Raw genomic sequence first — 15,524 nt, forward strand, 5'->3', positions numbered from 1 at the left:
GCTATTGTCTAAACTCATAACCAACTATCTCGTACATAGTTTGATTAAAATTCATACAAGGTTTTTCCTTAATTATAATGAAAATATCTTTACTCAGTTTTGACTTTAAATAAGTAATATCTTTTGATATTCCTTTTCTTAAAGCAATTGTTATTTCTTTATTAACCGAAACCCTATTTACTAAACCCGAACCCGAACCTTTAATTTCTTTAATCTTAACGTTTACTGCAGTTTCTTGGGAAACATCACAAATTAGTTTATTACTATAAAGCTCCATAACCTCAACTGTTAGATGAATGGTATTTGGAGCTATCTGGTTTTGAGTAAATCCATTAGGCTTAGGCATATCACCATTGTTAGTATCTCCAAACTTTGGCTTCTCTACCTTTGGCTTTTCGGTTTTGTTTTTCACATTTTCTTGGGCGATACTGTTCGATTTACAAGAAAACAAGATTGCAATCAACCCTATGTACATAAGTTTATTCATAATCTTAATATAAAAAAAGGAGTCAATTATATCAACTCCTTTTTTCTTAATTAATTGTTATTAAAACCTGTAGCTCTATCTCTTAAGTAATTTAACTACAGTATTTGTATTAGTTCCTGAGATTTTCGCATAATACAAACCAGAAGCCAATCTCGATGCATCCCAATTTACGTTAGCATTAGAGTTAACATCAGATATTGTATGCACTAAATTACCAGTACTATTAAATATATTAATATCTACATTTTTGCTTGATTTGGAAATCGCATCTCCAAAATTAAAGAAGAATGTATTATTAGATGGATTAGGATAAACAGAAATCTCATTTACTAAGTCTAATGTAGTTAACGTAACCTCTAATTCAGGTTCTACTACATCTTCATTAGAACTTATAATATCTCCAAAAATTTGGAATGTTTGATCTAATGGATCTCTTCCTAATGCAACTGTTGTAGCAGTCCAATCTATAGCTCCTGTACCAAAAAGGTTAGCAGGATCTCTAAACTGAGTTACCTCACCTACTACATTATCCTGTGATGCCCAAAACCATTGGTTCCCACCATTAAAGGCAAGATTAGTATATATTGATATCCAATACTCTCCACTCTCTAAAGTAACCGCTTCTGGAAGATCTATATTTAAATTTGAAATATTTGGTTCTGAAATAGGAGCAATCTCTCCACTATTATAAACTTCTGCACCAGGAATCCCTCCTTCATTTTCATAAATAACAATACTTACGTTGTTCAATGCAGGACTTCCATTTACAGCACCAAAAGCTACTATCCTATTAATATTCCATGTATTACCCGCTGGAACTGTAAAATCATCAGCAGACTGCGCTAGACCATTAAAATCTAAGAAGTTCTGAGAAGGTATTGTAGATACCTGTGTATTTGTTTGTTCATAGATAGAAGGTTCAGATACTGTAACTGTAAAACCTTCAGCTACTTGTTCTTCTCCCGAAGTAGCAATTAAACCTATTGAAGCTGAACCGATACTATCTGGCGCATATGATAGGGTAAGTGTATTACCTGTCAATGTAGCTGTTACTAATTCTGGGTCAGAATTAGTTAATTCAATATCAATTGGTAATCCTTGAGATTGCACAAATAAACCTGTTATATCTATACTTGTATCTTCACTATTTTCACTAACACCAAAATCATCTAATAAAAAGGCAGTAACCAAATTAGATTCTGGTAATGGATTAGCAGTTATAGGAAAACGAGCACTAAACAATCCACTTCCGTGAGCAGCTACAGCAATAAATCCATCTTTTCTTGTAACTACTTCATCGGCTACTGAATTACCAATTGCAAAATTTTCTTTTCTCCAAACAGTATTTTGCCCATTTAACCTTCTAGTAGAGTATAAACCAGTACTTGTTGCAGCAAATACTCTTTGTAATCGAGCACCAAATCTACCTGCGCTACTACCTAAAAAAGCAGTACTTCTTACAGAAGGTCCATTACCTGATCCATCCACATTTTCTTCTAAGTTACCACTAATATTTGTCCAAGTATCTCCACCATCTTCTGTAATAAATACACTTGGAATTCCGTAATTAGAATAGGTAACAATTACGCGATCAACATTAGACGGATCGATATTAATATCATTAACAAAACCTCCTGGCAATCCTTTTCCAGTTGAGATATCAATTGCTTGCTGACCGTCTATATTCGCATTATCCATTCTAAACACAATTCCAGAGTTTGTACCATAGTATAATCTATTAGCTACTGGAAATTTAGACACATCTAAAGAAGTAATAGTAGATCCATCAGGAGTTGAAGTGTTCGTAAGATTTACCCAATTCTCTGTTGCATTTGTATTTGTAAATAAAGGCAATCCATCTAGGTCGTTATTTCTCCATATCGTACTTCCTGCCGGCATATACATGATATTATCATTATTAGGGTCAAGAATAAATGGGTTAACAAAAGCAAAACCTGAGGCTCCTGCAGGTTCTACAGCAGAGAATGATTCAAATACTCCTTCTTCGTCAAAATTAAATCTAAACACATTACCTCTCTGAGAAGAAACATAACGCGTTCTACCATTATCCGCAATTGCACTATAAGCTCCATCTCCTCCAAAATCTGATTCCCAAATGGCATCAGAATCCGTGGAATTAGTAAACCAAGTACCATTATCTTGGAATCCAGCTACTAAATCATCTGTATTTGGCTCTGGATCAAATGCTACGTGATATGGTTGTGTGGTAATGTAACCATTGTTTAACGATGTCCAAGCTACTGGTTCTATACCATCATTAGTAGCTGTAATATCTTCTGTAACATAAACTCCACCATCATTTCCTGATAATACTTTATTAGGATTTGAAGGGAAAAATAATAATGCATGTTGATCTGGATGTTGATTTGTATATAGACTTACATTATTTAATGGAGAATATCCAGCTATCCAACTTTCTTGTCCAGTAGGAGTAGTAAATCCTGTAGTAGATCTGTACACATTAGTTCCTGCAACAAATACTAAATTGCTATCTGTAGGATGTACCTTTACTATCATATTATACTCTCCCTGTAGATTTAAATTTCCTACACTTCCACCAATACCAAAAGGCAAGTTTACACTTAAATCAGTCCATGTTCCTGCTGCAAGATCATATCTATTTAATAAAGCTGGAAATCCTCCAGAATTGTTTTGTGTAAGAAAATACACAGTATTCTCATTAGAAGGATCAATTCCCATAACAGTTCTTCCATACGCAGGTACAAATCCTTCTGGTGTGATATTTGTCCAAGTGTCTCCATCTGTAGAAGTAAAGAATCCAGCTGTTGGATCAGTATCAGAGTCCACTGTAGCATATATTTGACCCGTAGAAGAAATTGCTACTTCTGCTTTACTATCAAAACCACCAGTTAATACTTCTGTAAAAGAATTCCCTCCATCTTGTGATCTTTGAATACCAGTAATTGTACCTAAATAAAGATCTCCATTGGTAGGATCGATAGCAATTGAATTAATTAAATCAAAAGGTTCATTTGTATTAAATATCCCAACATCAGGATTTGCTGTAGCTGTTAACAGTTCGAATGTACGTCCTCCATCTCTGGATTTGTATACTCCACTACCTTGATAAAATGCTCCTCCAGCACTTGCTGAATTTCCATAACGTTCTCCAGAAATGTAATACCAAGTAAAACTATGTCTTGGTCTTGGATCTTGCACAATTCCCGTAATACTAGGATTCTGAAAAGATCTTGTAACTTTTCTCCAAGTTTCTCCAGCATTCTCCGTTCTCCATAATCCTCCAGATACTCCACCTGCTAGGATTACATTTTCATTTCTTCTATCAATTGCTAACGCACGAGTTCTACCTCCTACGTTGTACGGCCCTCTATTTTTCCAAAAAGAGAATCTACCTGATTTAGCAGCAGTTTGTATCGATTTTTGTGATTCATCACTTAAATTGATCTTTTCTGAGAACTGAACCTCTGCTTTTCTAATTCCATCTGGTATTTTACCTGTAGCAGGGTTTTTTAATCTCATCAAGTCAAATTGTGATCTTTCTATAGCATTATCCGCTTGTCTTTCTAGAGGAGTTTTAGCATCAGTAGATCCTTTTTTACTATCAAACATTTTTGTTTGCTTATACAATTGATGTCCTTTATTAGGTTTTTCATCAGCTGTAGTCTTTAATTGTTGTGTTTGTGAGGTTGCAGAGAAGGTTGCTAAAGCCATTACGCAAACACAAAAACCTCTTTTGAGGTGTTGTAGAGTTGAATTCATATTTAAGTTAATTTTGTGTGAATACCAAAACTAACTCATTGACCTTAAAACATTTGTTAAAATATTATCAAAATATAATACTATCTTGTTAATTTGGTTGAAGAATGATTTCTCTGCTTTGTGTAATTACATGACAAATATCTTTATCAACTATTATTGGTATGGTAGAAGTAAATGTCTCGTAATTATTGCCACTTACAGTAATTACATAGTTCCCTGTTCTCTCAAAAGCGCCAACAAATGAATTTGTGTTTTCAAAATTTACTAATGTTTCGGTATAATCACCATCCGTAGCAATCACAGTAATTCCTGAAATTAAAAAAGAATCATTTATTGTTGCGTCTTTTATTGTAATATCTAAACCTGCTCTAAGCTCATCTGTACAGAATACCGGATCTAGTGTATCTTGTTCGTCTAGGTTACACCCGGTACAAATTATTAATAATATAAGTACTAATTTCTTCATATTCCTTTGCATATTTATTAAGAAGATGCAATTTAAACCATCTGGTTGCGTCTTCATTTCCGCGAATATATATAATCTATTTGATTCTTGTTCACTTTAGTAAGTTTGCAGATGATGAATAAAGTACTGCTAAGATCTATAAAAAAGTAATAAGGCGTCTATTTTAAAAAAAATAGACGCCTTATTAAAAAATATAATTTCAACTATTATAAATCAAACTTAATACCTTGTGCAAGAGGTAATTCTGTTGTATAATTTATAGTGTTTGTTTGTCTACGCATATATACTTTCCAAGCATCAGAACCAGATTCTCTTCCTCCTCCAGTTTCTTTCTCTCCTCCAAAAGCACCTCCAATTTCGGCACCAGAGGTTCCAATATTTACATTAGCAATTCCACAATCCGATCCTGCATGAGACAAGAATCTTTCTGCTTCGCGTAAATTATTAGTCATTATTGCCGAAGATAATCCCTGAGCAACACCATTCTGAACCTCAATTGCATTTTCTACATCACCACTATATTTTAATAAATATAAAACTGGAGCAAATGTTTCGTGTTGAACAATTTCGAAAGAATTATCAGCCTCCGCGATTGCAGGTTTTACATAACATCCACTTTCATATCCTTCTCCAGAAAGAACACCACCATCTACTACAATGTTTCCTCCTTCTTTTACTACTTTTTCCAAAGCATTTTGGTATCCGCTTACAGCGTCTTTATCAATAAGGGGTCCTACATGGTTATTCTCGTCTAAAGGATTTCCAATACGCAATTGCTTATAAGCGTCTACGACAGCATTTTTTACTTTATCATAAATTGAGTCATGAATAATCAATCTTCTCGTCGAGGTACAACGCTGTCCTGCTGTTCCAACAGCACCAAAAACAGCTCCAATCACAGTCATTTTAATATCAGCGTCCGGAGTTACAATAATCGCATTATTTCCTCCAAGCTCTAATAATGATTTCCCTAAACGTTCTCCAACTGTAGCTCCAACAATTTTACCCATTCTAGTAGATCCTGTCGCAGAAATTAACGGAATCCGTTTATCAGTAGTCATCATTTCTCCTACTTTATAATCTCCGTTAATAAGACAAGAAACTCCTTCTGGAATATCATTCTCTTTTAAAACTTTAGCTATTATATTTTGACAAGCAATACCACAAAGCGGTGTTTTCTCACTTGGTTTCCAAACACAAACATCCCCGCATATCCAAGCTAAAGCCGTATTCCAAGCCCAAACAGCCACAGGAAAGTTAAAAGCAGAAATAATACCTACTATTCCTAATGGATGATACTGTTCATACATTCTATGCCCAGGTCGCTCTGAATGCATGGTTAATCCATGTAATTGTCTAGATAAACCAACAGCAAAATCACAGATATCAATCATCTCCTGAACTTCTCCCAGTCCTTCTTGATAAGATTTACCCATCTCATAGGAAACTAATTTACCAAGAGGCTCTTTTAAAACCCTTAATTCTTCTCCAAACTGTCTAACAATCTCTCCTCTAAGCGGAGCAGGCATTAACTTCCAAGATTTAAAAGCCGATTGAGCCTTTTCTATTACTTTCTCATAATCATTATTTGTGGTAGTAGTGACTTTTCCTATTAAGTTACCATCTACTGGAGAAAAAGATGAAATTTCATCACCATTAGAAAACCAATCAGAACCTGTAGAAGTTCCTTTATTAAGATCAGAAACACCTAATTGCTTTAATGCTTCTTCTATTCCAAAATCTGTTGCTATAGCTGCCATATTTTTTGAATTATATTTTTAGAGACCGTAAAGATACTGCGTTTTGAAGATATATTAAATTTTGACCCGTTATATTGATGATTTTGAATAATATTCTAAAAAAACCTTGTTAAAAAAATCAATCTTCTATTAAAATTAAAAGTTTCAAATTAAATTGACTCTTTATGGTTCTGTAACAAATCTCTTATCTACTGGCATTTCTGCACCACAATTATTACAAGTTCTTAACGATTGACTACCATAAAAATGTTTAAAATGTTTAAGAAAATCCTTTTCAATATCATTTAGCTTAAAGTAAACCTCGTGTAATTTAGTATTACAATTATCACAAAACCATAATAATCCATCTTCAGCCTCTAAATCAACACGTTTTCTTTCTATTACCAAGCCTATAGATCCCTCGTGACGTACTGGAGAATGGGGAACTTTTGCAGGATGCAAGTACATATCCCCTGGTCCTAATTTCATAGTTTCTTTTTTACCATTCTCTTGTATATGAACTTCTATCTCGCCTTCTAATTGGTAAAATAGCTCTTCTGTTTCATTATAATGATAATCCTTTCTTGCATTGGGACCAGCAACAATCATTACGATGTAATCTCCCGCATCTTTGTATAAATTTTTATTACCTACAGGAGGCTTAAGTGTATCTCTATTTTCTTTTATCCATTTATCAAGATTAAAAGGTTTTCGAATTCCCATATTTATATCAATTTTGAAACATAAAATTAAGCAAATCACTTGAAATCTTTATAAAAACCAAAGTAATCTTCTCTAAAAAAGCAAAAGCGAACCTAAGTTCGCTTTTGTAAAGTTTAACAACCAGTTTCTTCATATTCTGTACTCCCATCAATTGGACAAGGATCAGAACAAGATTGTGTAATTAAAATTGGGAAAGGGCTATTTCCTGGTCTAAAAACACACGCACAACATTCATCAAAAAAAGGAAAGCCTCCTCCTTGAATAGATTGTTGTTCCGTCTTACTTAATTTTTTGCTGTTGTCGATGTTTAAGATTTTTTTAAGCATATGATTAATTTGATTTGTTGAATTATTAAAGTTAGGGAATAATACACCAAATCAATAGTTTTTAAACAGAATACATCCTCATTTTGATCAAAATGAGCACTTATTATCAAGTGTTTATGATTTATTTAGCACGCGAGGTTACCAGGGAATATTCTTTAGTTCTTATATCAATTGAAATATCTTGCTACTAAAAAGAAATCGCCCAGACAAGATTTCTCTTGTAGAGCGATTTCCAACTAAATAACCAACCAAAAAAATTTATATCGTCTAGTGCGACTTGTTTTATTTTGTAAGCTTCATAAAATCAGCTTTTTTTAATCTTCTTTTGTCATTCTGAGATGGTTTTCCATCTTTAGAACTCTTAAATTGAAGGTATCCTTCACCTACAAATTCATAAATTGCTCCAGAAGCAGGATGTAATAATTCTATCTTACTATCATTTATAACGGTTAACTCGAAATATTCATTGCCCAAATAATCGTAATCAAGTGTTAAATTTTTCATATAGAAATTATTAGGCACATCATCTACCGCATAATAGCCACTATAATCGTAGTATATATCATTGATATTAGACACATTAACGTCTTCAGAACTTTTAAAATTATCACCTGATCCATAATATAAAAATTGTAAATAATTTTCATTATCAAACTCATTTAGTGCTCCAAAATCACTTGTATATACTTTTTCCCAAGTAACATATTCATGTAAGAAGTAATGTATGTTATCATAAAACACTCTATCATAATCAAACGTATTTCTTTGATAACCTATTAGATAATAACTAGTATTAGTAACTCCATCATACAATCTAATTTCATTATTTCCATATTGAGTGACATCAAGACTATATACACCATCAATATCATGACTAATATCGACCTCCATTCTAAACGTATTATAATACCCAACATCCAATCCAAAACCATTTCCATTACTCCCAATTCCTACCAAGTTATTATTAGCATAAAAGGTTCCATTCTTAAAGGAAACGGTAAAAGCTTTCTGAAGAAAAGGAATTTCTCCATTACCTTGTGTACGTTCTATATCCACGTACCAGATTTCATATGTATTTAATAGTTCGTTTAATGTAATTGCAGGTTCTTCAATAAAAACATCATCTTCTACTACTACTTCTGTTACACAAGAAGTTAGAAGCATTGAACTAATCATAAAAGCCGAAAGTAATTTTAAAGTCTTCATAAGCTAAGTGTTTTTCAATTTTATCTGCTCTTTTTATTGTTTTTCAATTGTCAGATAGGATTCGCCATAGAACATTTAGTTTTGCACCAACATATTGTAATGGCTCATTTCATAATCTAGAAACCAAAACGTGTGCCAAAAACTCATTTAACTGGTTATCAAGTGTTTATTTTGAGTTGTATTTTCCTTATTTTTGAACTCACAATCATTTTACATGGATAAAGAATTAAAATTTGCTGTGATCGGTGGTGGTAGTTGGGCTACTGCTATCGTAAAAATGCTTACTGAAAATCTAAACGAAGTAGGCTGGTATATGCGAAGTGTATATGCTTTAGAGCACCTAAAAAGACAACAGCACAATCCAAATTATTTAAGCTCAGTAGAGTTTAAGATGGATCAACTTAAACTTACTAATGATATTAATGAAGCAGTTACCTATGCGGATTATTTAATTTTTGCAATACCATCCGCTTTTTTACATACCGAATTGCAAAAGCTTACTGCGTCCTTAGAACATAAAGTTATTTTCTCTGCTATTAAAGGAATTGTACCCGAAACAGGTTTAATTGTTGGAGAACATTTCCATGATATTTATAATATTCCTTTTAATAATATCGGCGTAATTACAGGTCCTTGTCATGCAGAGGAAGTCGCTCTCGAACGCCTATCATACCTAACAATTGCATCTAACGATGAAGACAAAGCAAAAATCGTTGCCAAAAACCTAAGTAGTGAGTACATCAAATGTAAGGTAAGTGATGATATTATTGGTACGGAGTATGCTGCTGTATTAAAAAATATTTACTCTGTAGCAGCAGGAATTGCCCACGGATTAGGATATGGAGATAATTTCCAAAGTGTTTTAATGAGTAATGCTATTCGCGAAATGAAACGTTTTATTAAAAAAATTCATAAAATGAAACGTAATATTAACGATTCGGCATACCTAGGAGATCTACTTGTTACTGGATATTCTATTTTTTCGCGTAATCGCATGTTTGGTAATATGATTGGTAAAGGCTATACCGTAAAAAGTGCTCAAATGGAAATGAATATGGTTGCAGAGGGATATTATGCTGCAAAAACTGCTTATGAACTGGATGCTACCAGTAGTACTCGTACTCCAATAATTGATGCAGTACACGATATATTATATGAAAACAAAAATCCTAAAAAAATATTCAAGAAACTGGCGGACAAGTTGGACTGATAATACTATCTAAAATTTAAATAATTGGGTAAAAAGTAAAAGCCTTTATCGATAAGCTAATTAATGGACAATCAAAACAAAACCATCAAAAAACAACCGAATAACCCATTACACGGAATGAAGTTGTTAACTATATTAGAATTGCTTGTAGACCATTATGGTTGGGAAGGATTGTCTAATAAAATTTCTATCAATTGTTTTAAGAATGACCCATCTATTAAATCTAGTCTTAAGTTTTTAAGAAAAACACAATGGGCACGAGATAAAGTTGAACGCCTTTATCTAGAATTAGATAGTATGAATAAATAAGATCAAAAATAAGGTTTCACAATGTTTGCGTGTATTTCTCAAATATCAATAAGAAACCCTTATGCACTTATTAGTATATATTTCTTTGTAACTTTATACATATGAAAGAACTTATCGAAAAATTTTATACTGGATTAAGCGAAGGAAATGCAGAGAAAATGATTTCTTGTTATCACGATGATATTGTTTTTGAAGATCCTGGTTTCGGAAAATTAAAAGGTGAAAGAGCCAAAAAAATGTGGCAAATGCTTTGTAAAAATGGGAAAGATCTTAAAGTAGAGTTCTCTAAAGTAGAAGCAGATGATCAAAAAGGTTCTGCACACTGGGAGGCTTGGTATAGTTTTAGTCAAACAGGAAGGTCTGTTCATAATAGTATCGATGCTGAGTTCGAATTTAAAGATGGTAAAATTATAAAACACACAGATCATTTTAACCTACACAAATGGGCTTCGCAAGCAATTGGTTGGAAAGGAAAGCTACTAGGCGGAACTAATTTTTTTAAGAAAAAACTACATCAACAGACCAATAGATTACTTGATAAATTCCAAGCATCCTAAGAATGACAACTTTACAATTCCCTTCACCATTAGTTTCTGTAGATTGGTTATCTAAAAATTTAGATCATCCAGATCTTGTTATTCTTGATGCTAGTATTAAAAAGGCTACTTCTTCTGTCGCATCTGATCAAGAATTACAAATTCCAAAAGCTCGATTTTTTGATATCAAAAAATCCTTTTCTGATCAAGATTCGAACTTACCAAATATGTTTCCTTCTTCTGATTTTTTTGAAAAAAATTGTAGAAAATTAGGTATCAACACTAACTCAAAAATTGTAGTGTATGATACTTTAGGTATATACTCAAGTCCAAGAGCCTGGTGGATGTTTACCTCTTTAGGTCATAAAAATGTAGCAGTACTTAATGGTGGATTACCCGAATGGATAAAAAGCGAATTACCTACTAAAAAAAAAGGGTCTGCGACCAAATTTCCATTAGGAAATTTTAAAATAAACGATCATTCCAAATACATTGTTAACGCGAAAAACATTTTATTTGAAATGAACAGTACAAAATCTCTGATCCTTGATGCACGTTCTTTTGGCCGATTTAAAGCAATTGATCCAGAACCCAGAAACGATCTAAAAGGCGGACACATTCCTAACTCATTAAGTTTGCCTTATACAAAGGTATTACAACATGGAAAAATGCTTCCAACAAAAGAACTAATAAGACTATTGGATGATTTTGAAATTGAAAATAAAAAATTGATCTTTAGCTGCGGTTCAGGTATTACTGCTTGTGTGATTTTATTAGCAGCTCATCTTGCTGGATACACTGACTTGTGGATTTATGATGGCTCTTGGAGCGAATGGGGCCAATTAAAAGACGCTCCGATCCATTGTTAATCTATTTAATAAAACCCAAATCATTACCTATGCGATATTTTTCATTATTACTACTTTCAGTTTTATCTATTATTCAAAGCAATGCACAATCTAAAAAATTCGGGTTACAGGATTTTTACACCTACAATTCCGAATTGGAGTATACCGTAGACTCTATCTATAATACACTTTCAGAAAGACAACAAGTAGCTCAAATGATCATATCATCAGCTGGAGAGTTAGGAAAACCTATGGCTACAGTTAAAAAGTTGACCGAAAATGACGCCATCGGAGGTGTGGTCTTTCTTAAAGGAAGTAAAAAAACACATACAGAAAGTATCAACACCTTAAACGCAATTTCTACTAAAAATAAGACACTGCCTCTACTTTTTAGCATGGACGCAGAGCCCAGTTTATTTGCCAGTCGAATTAAAGGAGCAAAAGACGTTGGAAAAACAATTGACATAAAAACCGAGGCACAATCTGATGCAGTAGTTAATACAATTAATACAGAACTTAGAGAAATTGGAGTACATCATAATTACGCACCTGTTTTAGACATAAGTGCCAGTAATGAAGCCATTAAATCCAGAAGTTATGGTAGCGATAAGGATGCAGTAATTACCTTGGCCAATCAATTTATAAAATGTACGCAAGCGGGTGGAATCATCGCCACTGCAAAACATTTTCCTGGTCATGGTTTGGTAAAAGGAGATACGCATAAACAAAGTGTTTATATTGATGGTCCATTACAGGAAGTAGATAATTATAAAAAGATTATTGAAGATGGTGTATTATCCATTATGATTGCGCACATAACCATCCAAAATAACGAGAAATATGGAACTGATGGGTTGCCTTCTAGCTGTTCTAGAAAAATTATTACAGGATTACTAAAAGAAGAAATGGGGTTTAAGGGAATTATAATTTCTGATGCTTTAAATATTATGAAAGCTGTTACTATTCTTAATAACGCACCTTTATTGGCTTCTAAAGCGGGTTGTGATCTAATTTTAATGCCTCAAAACGAAAATACCACCATAAATGCAATTCTTTCTGAAATGAAAACAAACCCTGCTTATAAAAAACAAGTTGTTCAATCCGTTAAGAAGATACTTCGTTTAAAGGTTTGTGGAGGGGTTATTTAAACAGATACAATTACTTTAAAAAAACTAAATATTATAAAATTGACCAACTGTTTAAACTGTGAAACAAGTTATAAAGGAAACTTTTGCCCAGAATGTGGACAAAAAAGTACCGTAGAAAAAATTACCTTTTCTTTTCTGGTTAATGATTTTGTATCTAGATTCATGGATATAGATAAGGGAATGTTATTCAATCTTCAGTATTTAACTACATCTCCTAAAAAAACAGTTTTTAATTACATTCACGGAAAACGAAAAAATGTTTTTAATCCCGTAAGTTATGCCTTGATTGCTACCTCTCTGAATTTAGTAATAATTTCTTTATTTGAAATGCATTGGGTAGACACTTCTAAATTTGAAAATTTCGAAGGAGAATTATATTCTAATAGTTATGAAGCAGGTAAATTTATTGGGACTTATATAAAATTCTTTTGGTTACTTAATATTGTATTTCTTAGTTTATTTTCCAGGTTGTTTTTCAAAACATTTAGTTTTTTAGAACACCTTGCTATTAACTGCTTTATAGTAGGGCATGCAACTTTACTTGGTATGCTATCTTATACTATTTTAAGATTTCCTATAGTTTTTGATCCTATTGTATTCATATATATCATATTGCTTAGTTTTATGATTTTCCAAAAAAAAAGGAGAGAGATTCGAAACAATAGTTGCTTCTATTTTTTCTGTATTTTTTTCTTATCTACTTTTCTACATTATTCCTTTCATTATAGTATTTATAACTAAATAGATGATTTACAAAATCATAAAATTTAAAAATGCTTAAATTAGGTCAAAAGTCATACTACATGAATAAAAATGTATATACAATTCTTCTTATAGTTTTTGTGCTCTTTTTCGGGTGTTCATCAGATGATACCTCTTCCTTAGAAATTATTGAAGAAGAAGATCAAACTGAAGAAGTTAAAACATTCTCTTTTTTAGCATTGGGAGACTCTTATACATTTGGCGAGGGAGTTACAGAAGATCAGACATGGCCGTTCGAACTAAAGGATGCTTTTGCTACACCTTCTAAAAAAATTGATGATGTGAAAATTTTTGCCACAACTGGGTGGACTACAACCAATCTTATAGCGGCTATGGAAGAAAGTAGTTTACAAAGTCGTGATTTAGTTTCTCTAATGATTGGCGTAAATAATCAATTCCAAAGAGTAGATTTTACAACCTTCGAATTAGAGTTTAATGAACTATTAAGTAAAGCAATATCACTTGCCAATAATGACAAAGATCGCGTAATTGTTATTTCTATACCTGATTATGGTGTAACACCTTTTGGTTCTAATAATAGTGAAATAATTGCATCAGAAATTGATAACTATAATGCTTACATAAAACAAAAGTGTATCGAGCAACAAATTGCGTTTATTGATGTTACTCCAATCTCCAGAGAACTCGGAGACTCAGAAGGAGCTTTGGTTGCAGATGATTTACATCCAAGTCCGTTTCAATATAGTTTATGGGTAGAAAAAATAGTGCCTGTTGTTAAAAAAATACTTGAATAATCATATAATTTCAAACAATTTTCCAGGTAATGGTCGTATTACTCCTTTTAACTCAAGATTGAGCAAAACGGAAGCCACTTTAAAGGTTGGAATTTTACATTGTAACGCAATCACGTCCAGTAATTCTTTTCCATTTTTGCTAAGAAAATCATAAATCCTTTTTTCATCACCTTCTAACTCCACAAAAAGTTGTTTTTGTACAATAGGTTGTTCTTTTTCTTTCAATTCCCAATTGAGCATATAAATCAAATCCGCAGCATTAGTTAACATATGCGCTCTTTGTGTTTTGATAAGCATATTACAACCTGCACTAAGTGAATCACTTGCTCTTCCTGGTACTGCAAACACATCCCTATTATAAGAATTTGCTATTTCTGCTGTTACTAAAGAACCGCCTTTATCTGCACTTTCAATTACTATTGTTGCTTCGCTTAATCCCGCGATAATACGATTACGTCCCAAAAAATTCTTTCGATCAAAAGTATCTGTACTCCAAAAATCTGTGAAGAAACCACCATTGTCCTCTATTTGTGCCATATATTTTTTATGTGCTTTTGGATATATCTGATTTAATCCATGAGCAAGACATCCTATCGTCTGCAATTGATGCCTTACCGCTGCTCTGTGAGCAATGATATCAACACCATAAGCAAAACCCGAGACTATTGTGGGGTTTAAAGGAACAATCGTTTCAATTAGTTCTTCGCAAAATTTTATTCCATAATTAGTAACTTTTCTAGTGCCAACAATACTAAGTATCCTTCTATTTTTTAAATCAATATTTCCTTTGCTAAATAAAACCACAGGACCATCTATACAATATTTCAATTTTTCTGGATAATCAACTTCGTCATAAACAGTATAGTTGATATCGTTGTCCTCCACAAACTTCAACTCATTCTCTGCGGCATTACGATGCTTTATACTATGTATTTCTTTAATTCTAATAGTTCCAATACCATCGATCTTTAACAAATTAGCAGGTTTTTCTTTCAAAACGGCTTCTGCAGAGCCTATTTCTCTAATCAGTTTCTTAATAGAACTATCTCCAAGATTGGGTACTTTCTTTAAGGTAAGTAAGGCAATTAATTTTTCTTTAGTCATAAACTATTATAAGTCAGCACAAGTAACGAAAAAAAACAAAACTGTTAATAAAATCAATGAACCTACTTAGTATTAAACCCTATTTTTTTTACCTTTGACTAACCAAAATAACCAACTAATTCTTCAAGTTAAGCTAACCAAGA

15 protein-coding genes are annotated in these 15,524 nt (G+C 32.7%); 7 read left to right on the forward strand and 8 right to left on the reverse strand.

Annotated elements, in window-relative coordinates; translation table 11 throughout:
* Position 1: 1 nt before the first annotated feature.
* The 7 genes from H526_RS0118600 to H526_RS0118630 form a co-directional block, all read right to left on the reverse strand.
* Positions 2 to 487, reverse strand: a complete 486-nt coding sequence (locus H526_RS0118600; RefSeq protein ID WP_027394388.1) for a hypothetical protein — start codon at positions 485 to 487, stop codon at positions 2 to 4.
* 75 nt (positions 488 to 562) lie between these two features.
* A complete protein-coding gene (locus H526_RS31075) occupies positions 563 to 4,249 on the reverse strand; it encodes a T9SS type A sorting domain-containing protein (protein WP_081415652.1) in 3,687 nt (1,228 codons plus the stop codon).
* A gap of 88 nt (positions 4,250 to 4,337) precedes the next feature.
* Positions 4,338 to 4,715, reverse strand: a complete 378-nt coding sequence (locus tag H526_RS0118610; RefSeq protein WP_027394389.1) for a hypothetical protein — start codon at positions 4,713 to 4,715, stop codon at positions 4,338 to 4,340.
* 206 nt (positions 4,716 to 4,921) lie between these two features.
* Entirely contained in the window at positions 4,922 to 6,475 is a 1,554-nt protein-coding gene (gene amaB / locus H526_RS0118615) for an L-piperidine-6-carboxylate dehydrogenase (protein WP_027394390.1), read from the reverse strand.
* Positions 6,476 to 6,637: 162 nt separating this feature from the next.
* The gene (locus tag H526_RS0118620; RefSeq protein WP_027394391.1) at positions 6,638 to 7,177 is read right to left on the reverse strand and encodes a 3-hydroxyanthranilate 3,4-dioxygenase; all 540 of its coding nucleotides are present in this window, start codon (positions 7,175 to 7,177) and stop codon (positions 6,638 to 6,640) included.
* Between the two features lie 113 nt (positions 7,178 to 7,290).
* Positions 7,291 to 7,503: a hypothetical protein gene (locus H526_RS0118625; RefSeq protein WP_027394392.1), complete on the reverse strand. Its 213-nt coding sequence runs from the start codon at positions 7,501 to 7,503 to the stop codon at positions 7,291 to 7,293.
* 282 nt (positions 7,504 to 7,785) lie between these two features.
* Positions 7,786 to 8,709, reverse strand: a complete 924-nt coding sequence (locus tag H526_RS0118630) for a hypothetical protein (RefSeq protein ID WP_027394393.1) — start codon at positions 8,707 to 8,709, stop codon at positions 7,786 to 7,788.
* Positions 8,710 to 8,923: 214 nt separating this feature from the next.
* Between H526_RS0118630 and H526_RS0118635 the strand changes: the two genes are divergently transcribed.
* The 7 genes from H526_RS0118635 (at position 8,924) to H526_RS0118665 (ending at position 14,277) form a co-directional block, all read left to right on the forward strand.
* Complete coding sequence (locus tag H526_RS0118635; protein WP_027394394.1) at positions 8,924 to 9,919, forward strand: NAD(P)H-dependent glycerol-3-phosphate dehydrogenase; 996 nt, start codon at positions 8,924 to 8,926, stop codon at positions 9,917 to 9,919.
* 63 nt (positions 9,920 to 9,982) lie between these two features.
* Entirely contained in the window at positions 9,983 to 10,228 is a 246-nt protein-coding gene (locus tag H526_RS0118640) for a VF530 family protein (protein ID WP_211237848.1), read from the forward strand.
* A 101-nt stretch (positions 10,229 to 10,329) separates the two neighbouring features.
* Positions 10,330 to 10,785 carry a nuclear transport factor 2 family protein gene (locus tag H526_RS0118645; protein WP_027394396.1) on the forward strand — a complete coding sequence of 152 codons (456 nt, stop codon included), beginning with the start codon at positions 10,330 to 10,332 and terminating at the stop codon, positions 10,783 to 10,785.
* A gap of 2 nt (positions 10,786 to 10,787) precedes the next feature.
* Positions 10,788 to 11,633: a sulfurtransferase gene (locus H526_RS0118650; protein WP_027394397.1), complete on the forward strand. Its 846-nt coding sequence runs from the start codon at positions 10,788 to 10,790 to the stop codon at positions 11,631 to 11,633.
* Positions 11,634 to 11,662: 29 nt separating this feature from the next.
* Entirely contained in the window at positions 11,663 to 12,760 is a 1,098-nt protein-coding gene (locus H526_RS29565; RefSeq protein WP_162144506.1) for a glycoside hydrolase family 3 N-terminal domain-containing protein, read from the forward strand.
* 39 nt (positions 12,761 to 12,799) lie between these two features.
* Positions 12,800 to 13,501, forward strand: a complete 702-nt coding sequence (locus H526_RS0118660) for a DUF3667 domain-containing protein (RefSeq protein ID WP_027394398.1) — start codon at positions 12,800 to 12,802, stop codon at positions 13,499 to 13,501.
* A gap of 62 nt (positions 13,502 to 13,563) precedes the next feature.
* Complete coding sequence (locus H526_RS0118665; protein WP_027394399.1) at positions 13,564 to 14,277, forward strand: SGNH/GDSL hydrolase family protein; 714 nt, start codon at positions 13,564 to 13,566, stop codon at positions 14,275 to 14,277.
* On the opposite strand, the gene dprA is transcribed toward H526_RS0118665, so the two are convergent.
* On the reverse strand, positions 14,278 to 15,381 hold the full coding sequence (gene dprA, locus H526_RS0118670; RefSeq protein WP_027394400.1) for a DNA-processing protein DprA: 1,104 nt from the start codon (positions 15,379 to 15,381) through the stop codon (positions 14,278 to 14,280).
* Positions 15,382 to 15,524 lie beyond the last annotated feature (143 nt).

Origin of the sequence: Aquimarina latercula DSM 2041 (genome assembly GCF_000430645.1) — a bacterium.
In the GTDB taxonomy this organism is placed as follows: Bacteria; Bacteroidota; Bacteroidia; order Flavobacteriales; family Flavobacteriaceae; genus Aquimarina; species Aquimarina latercula.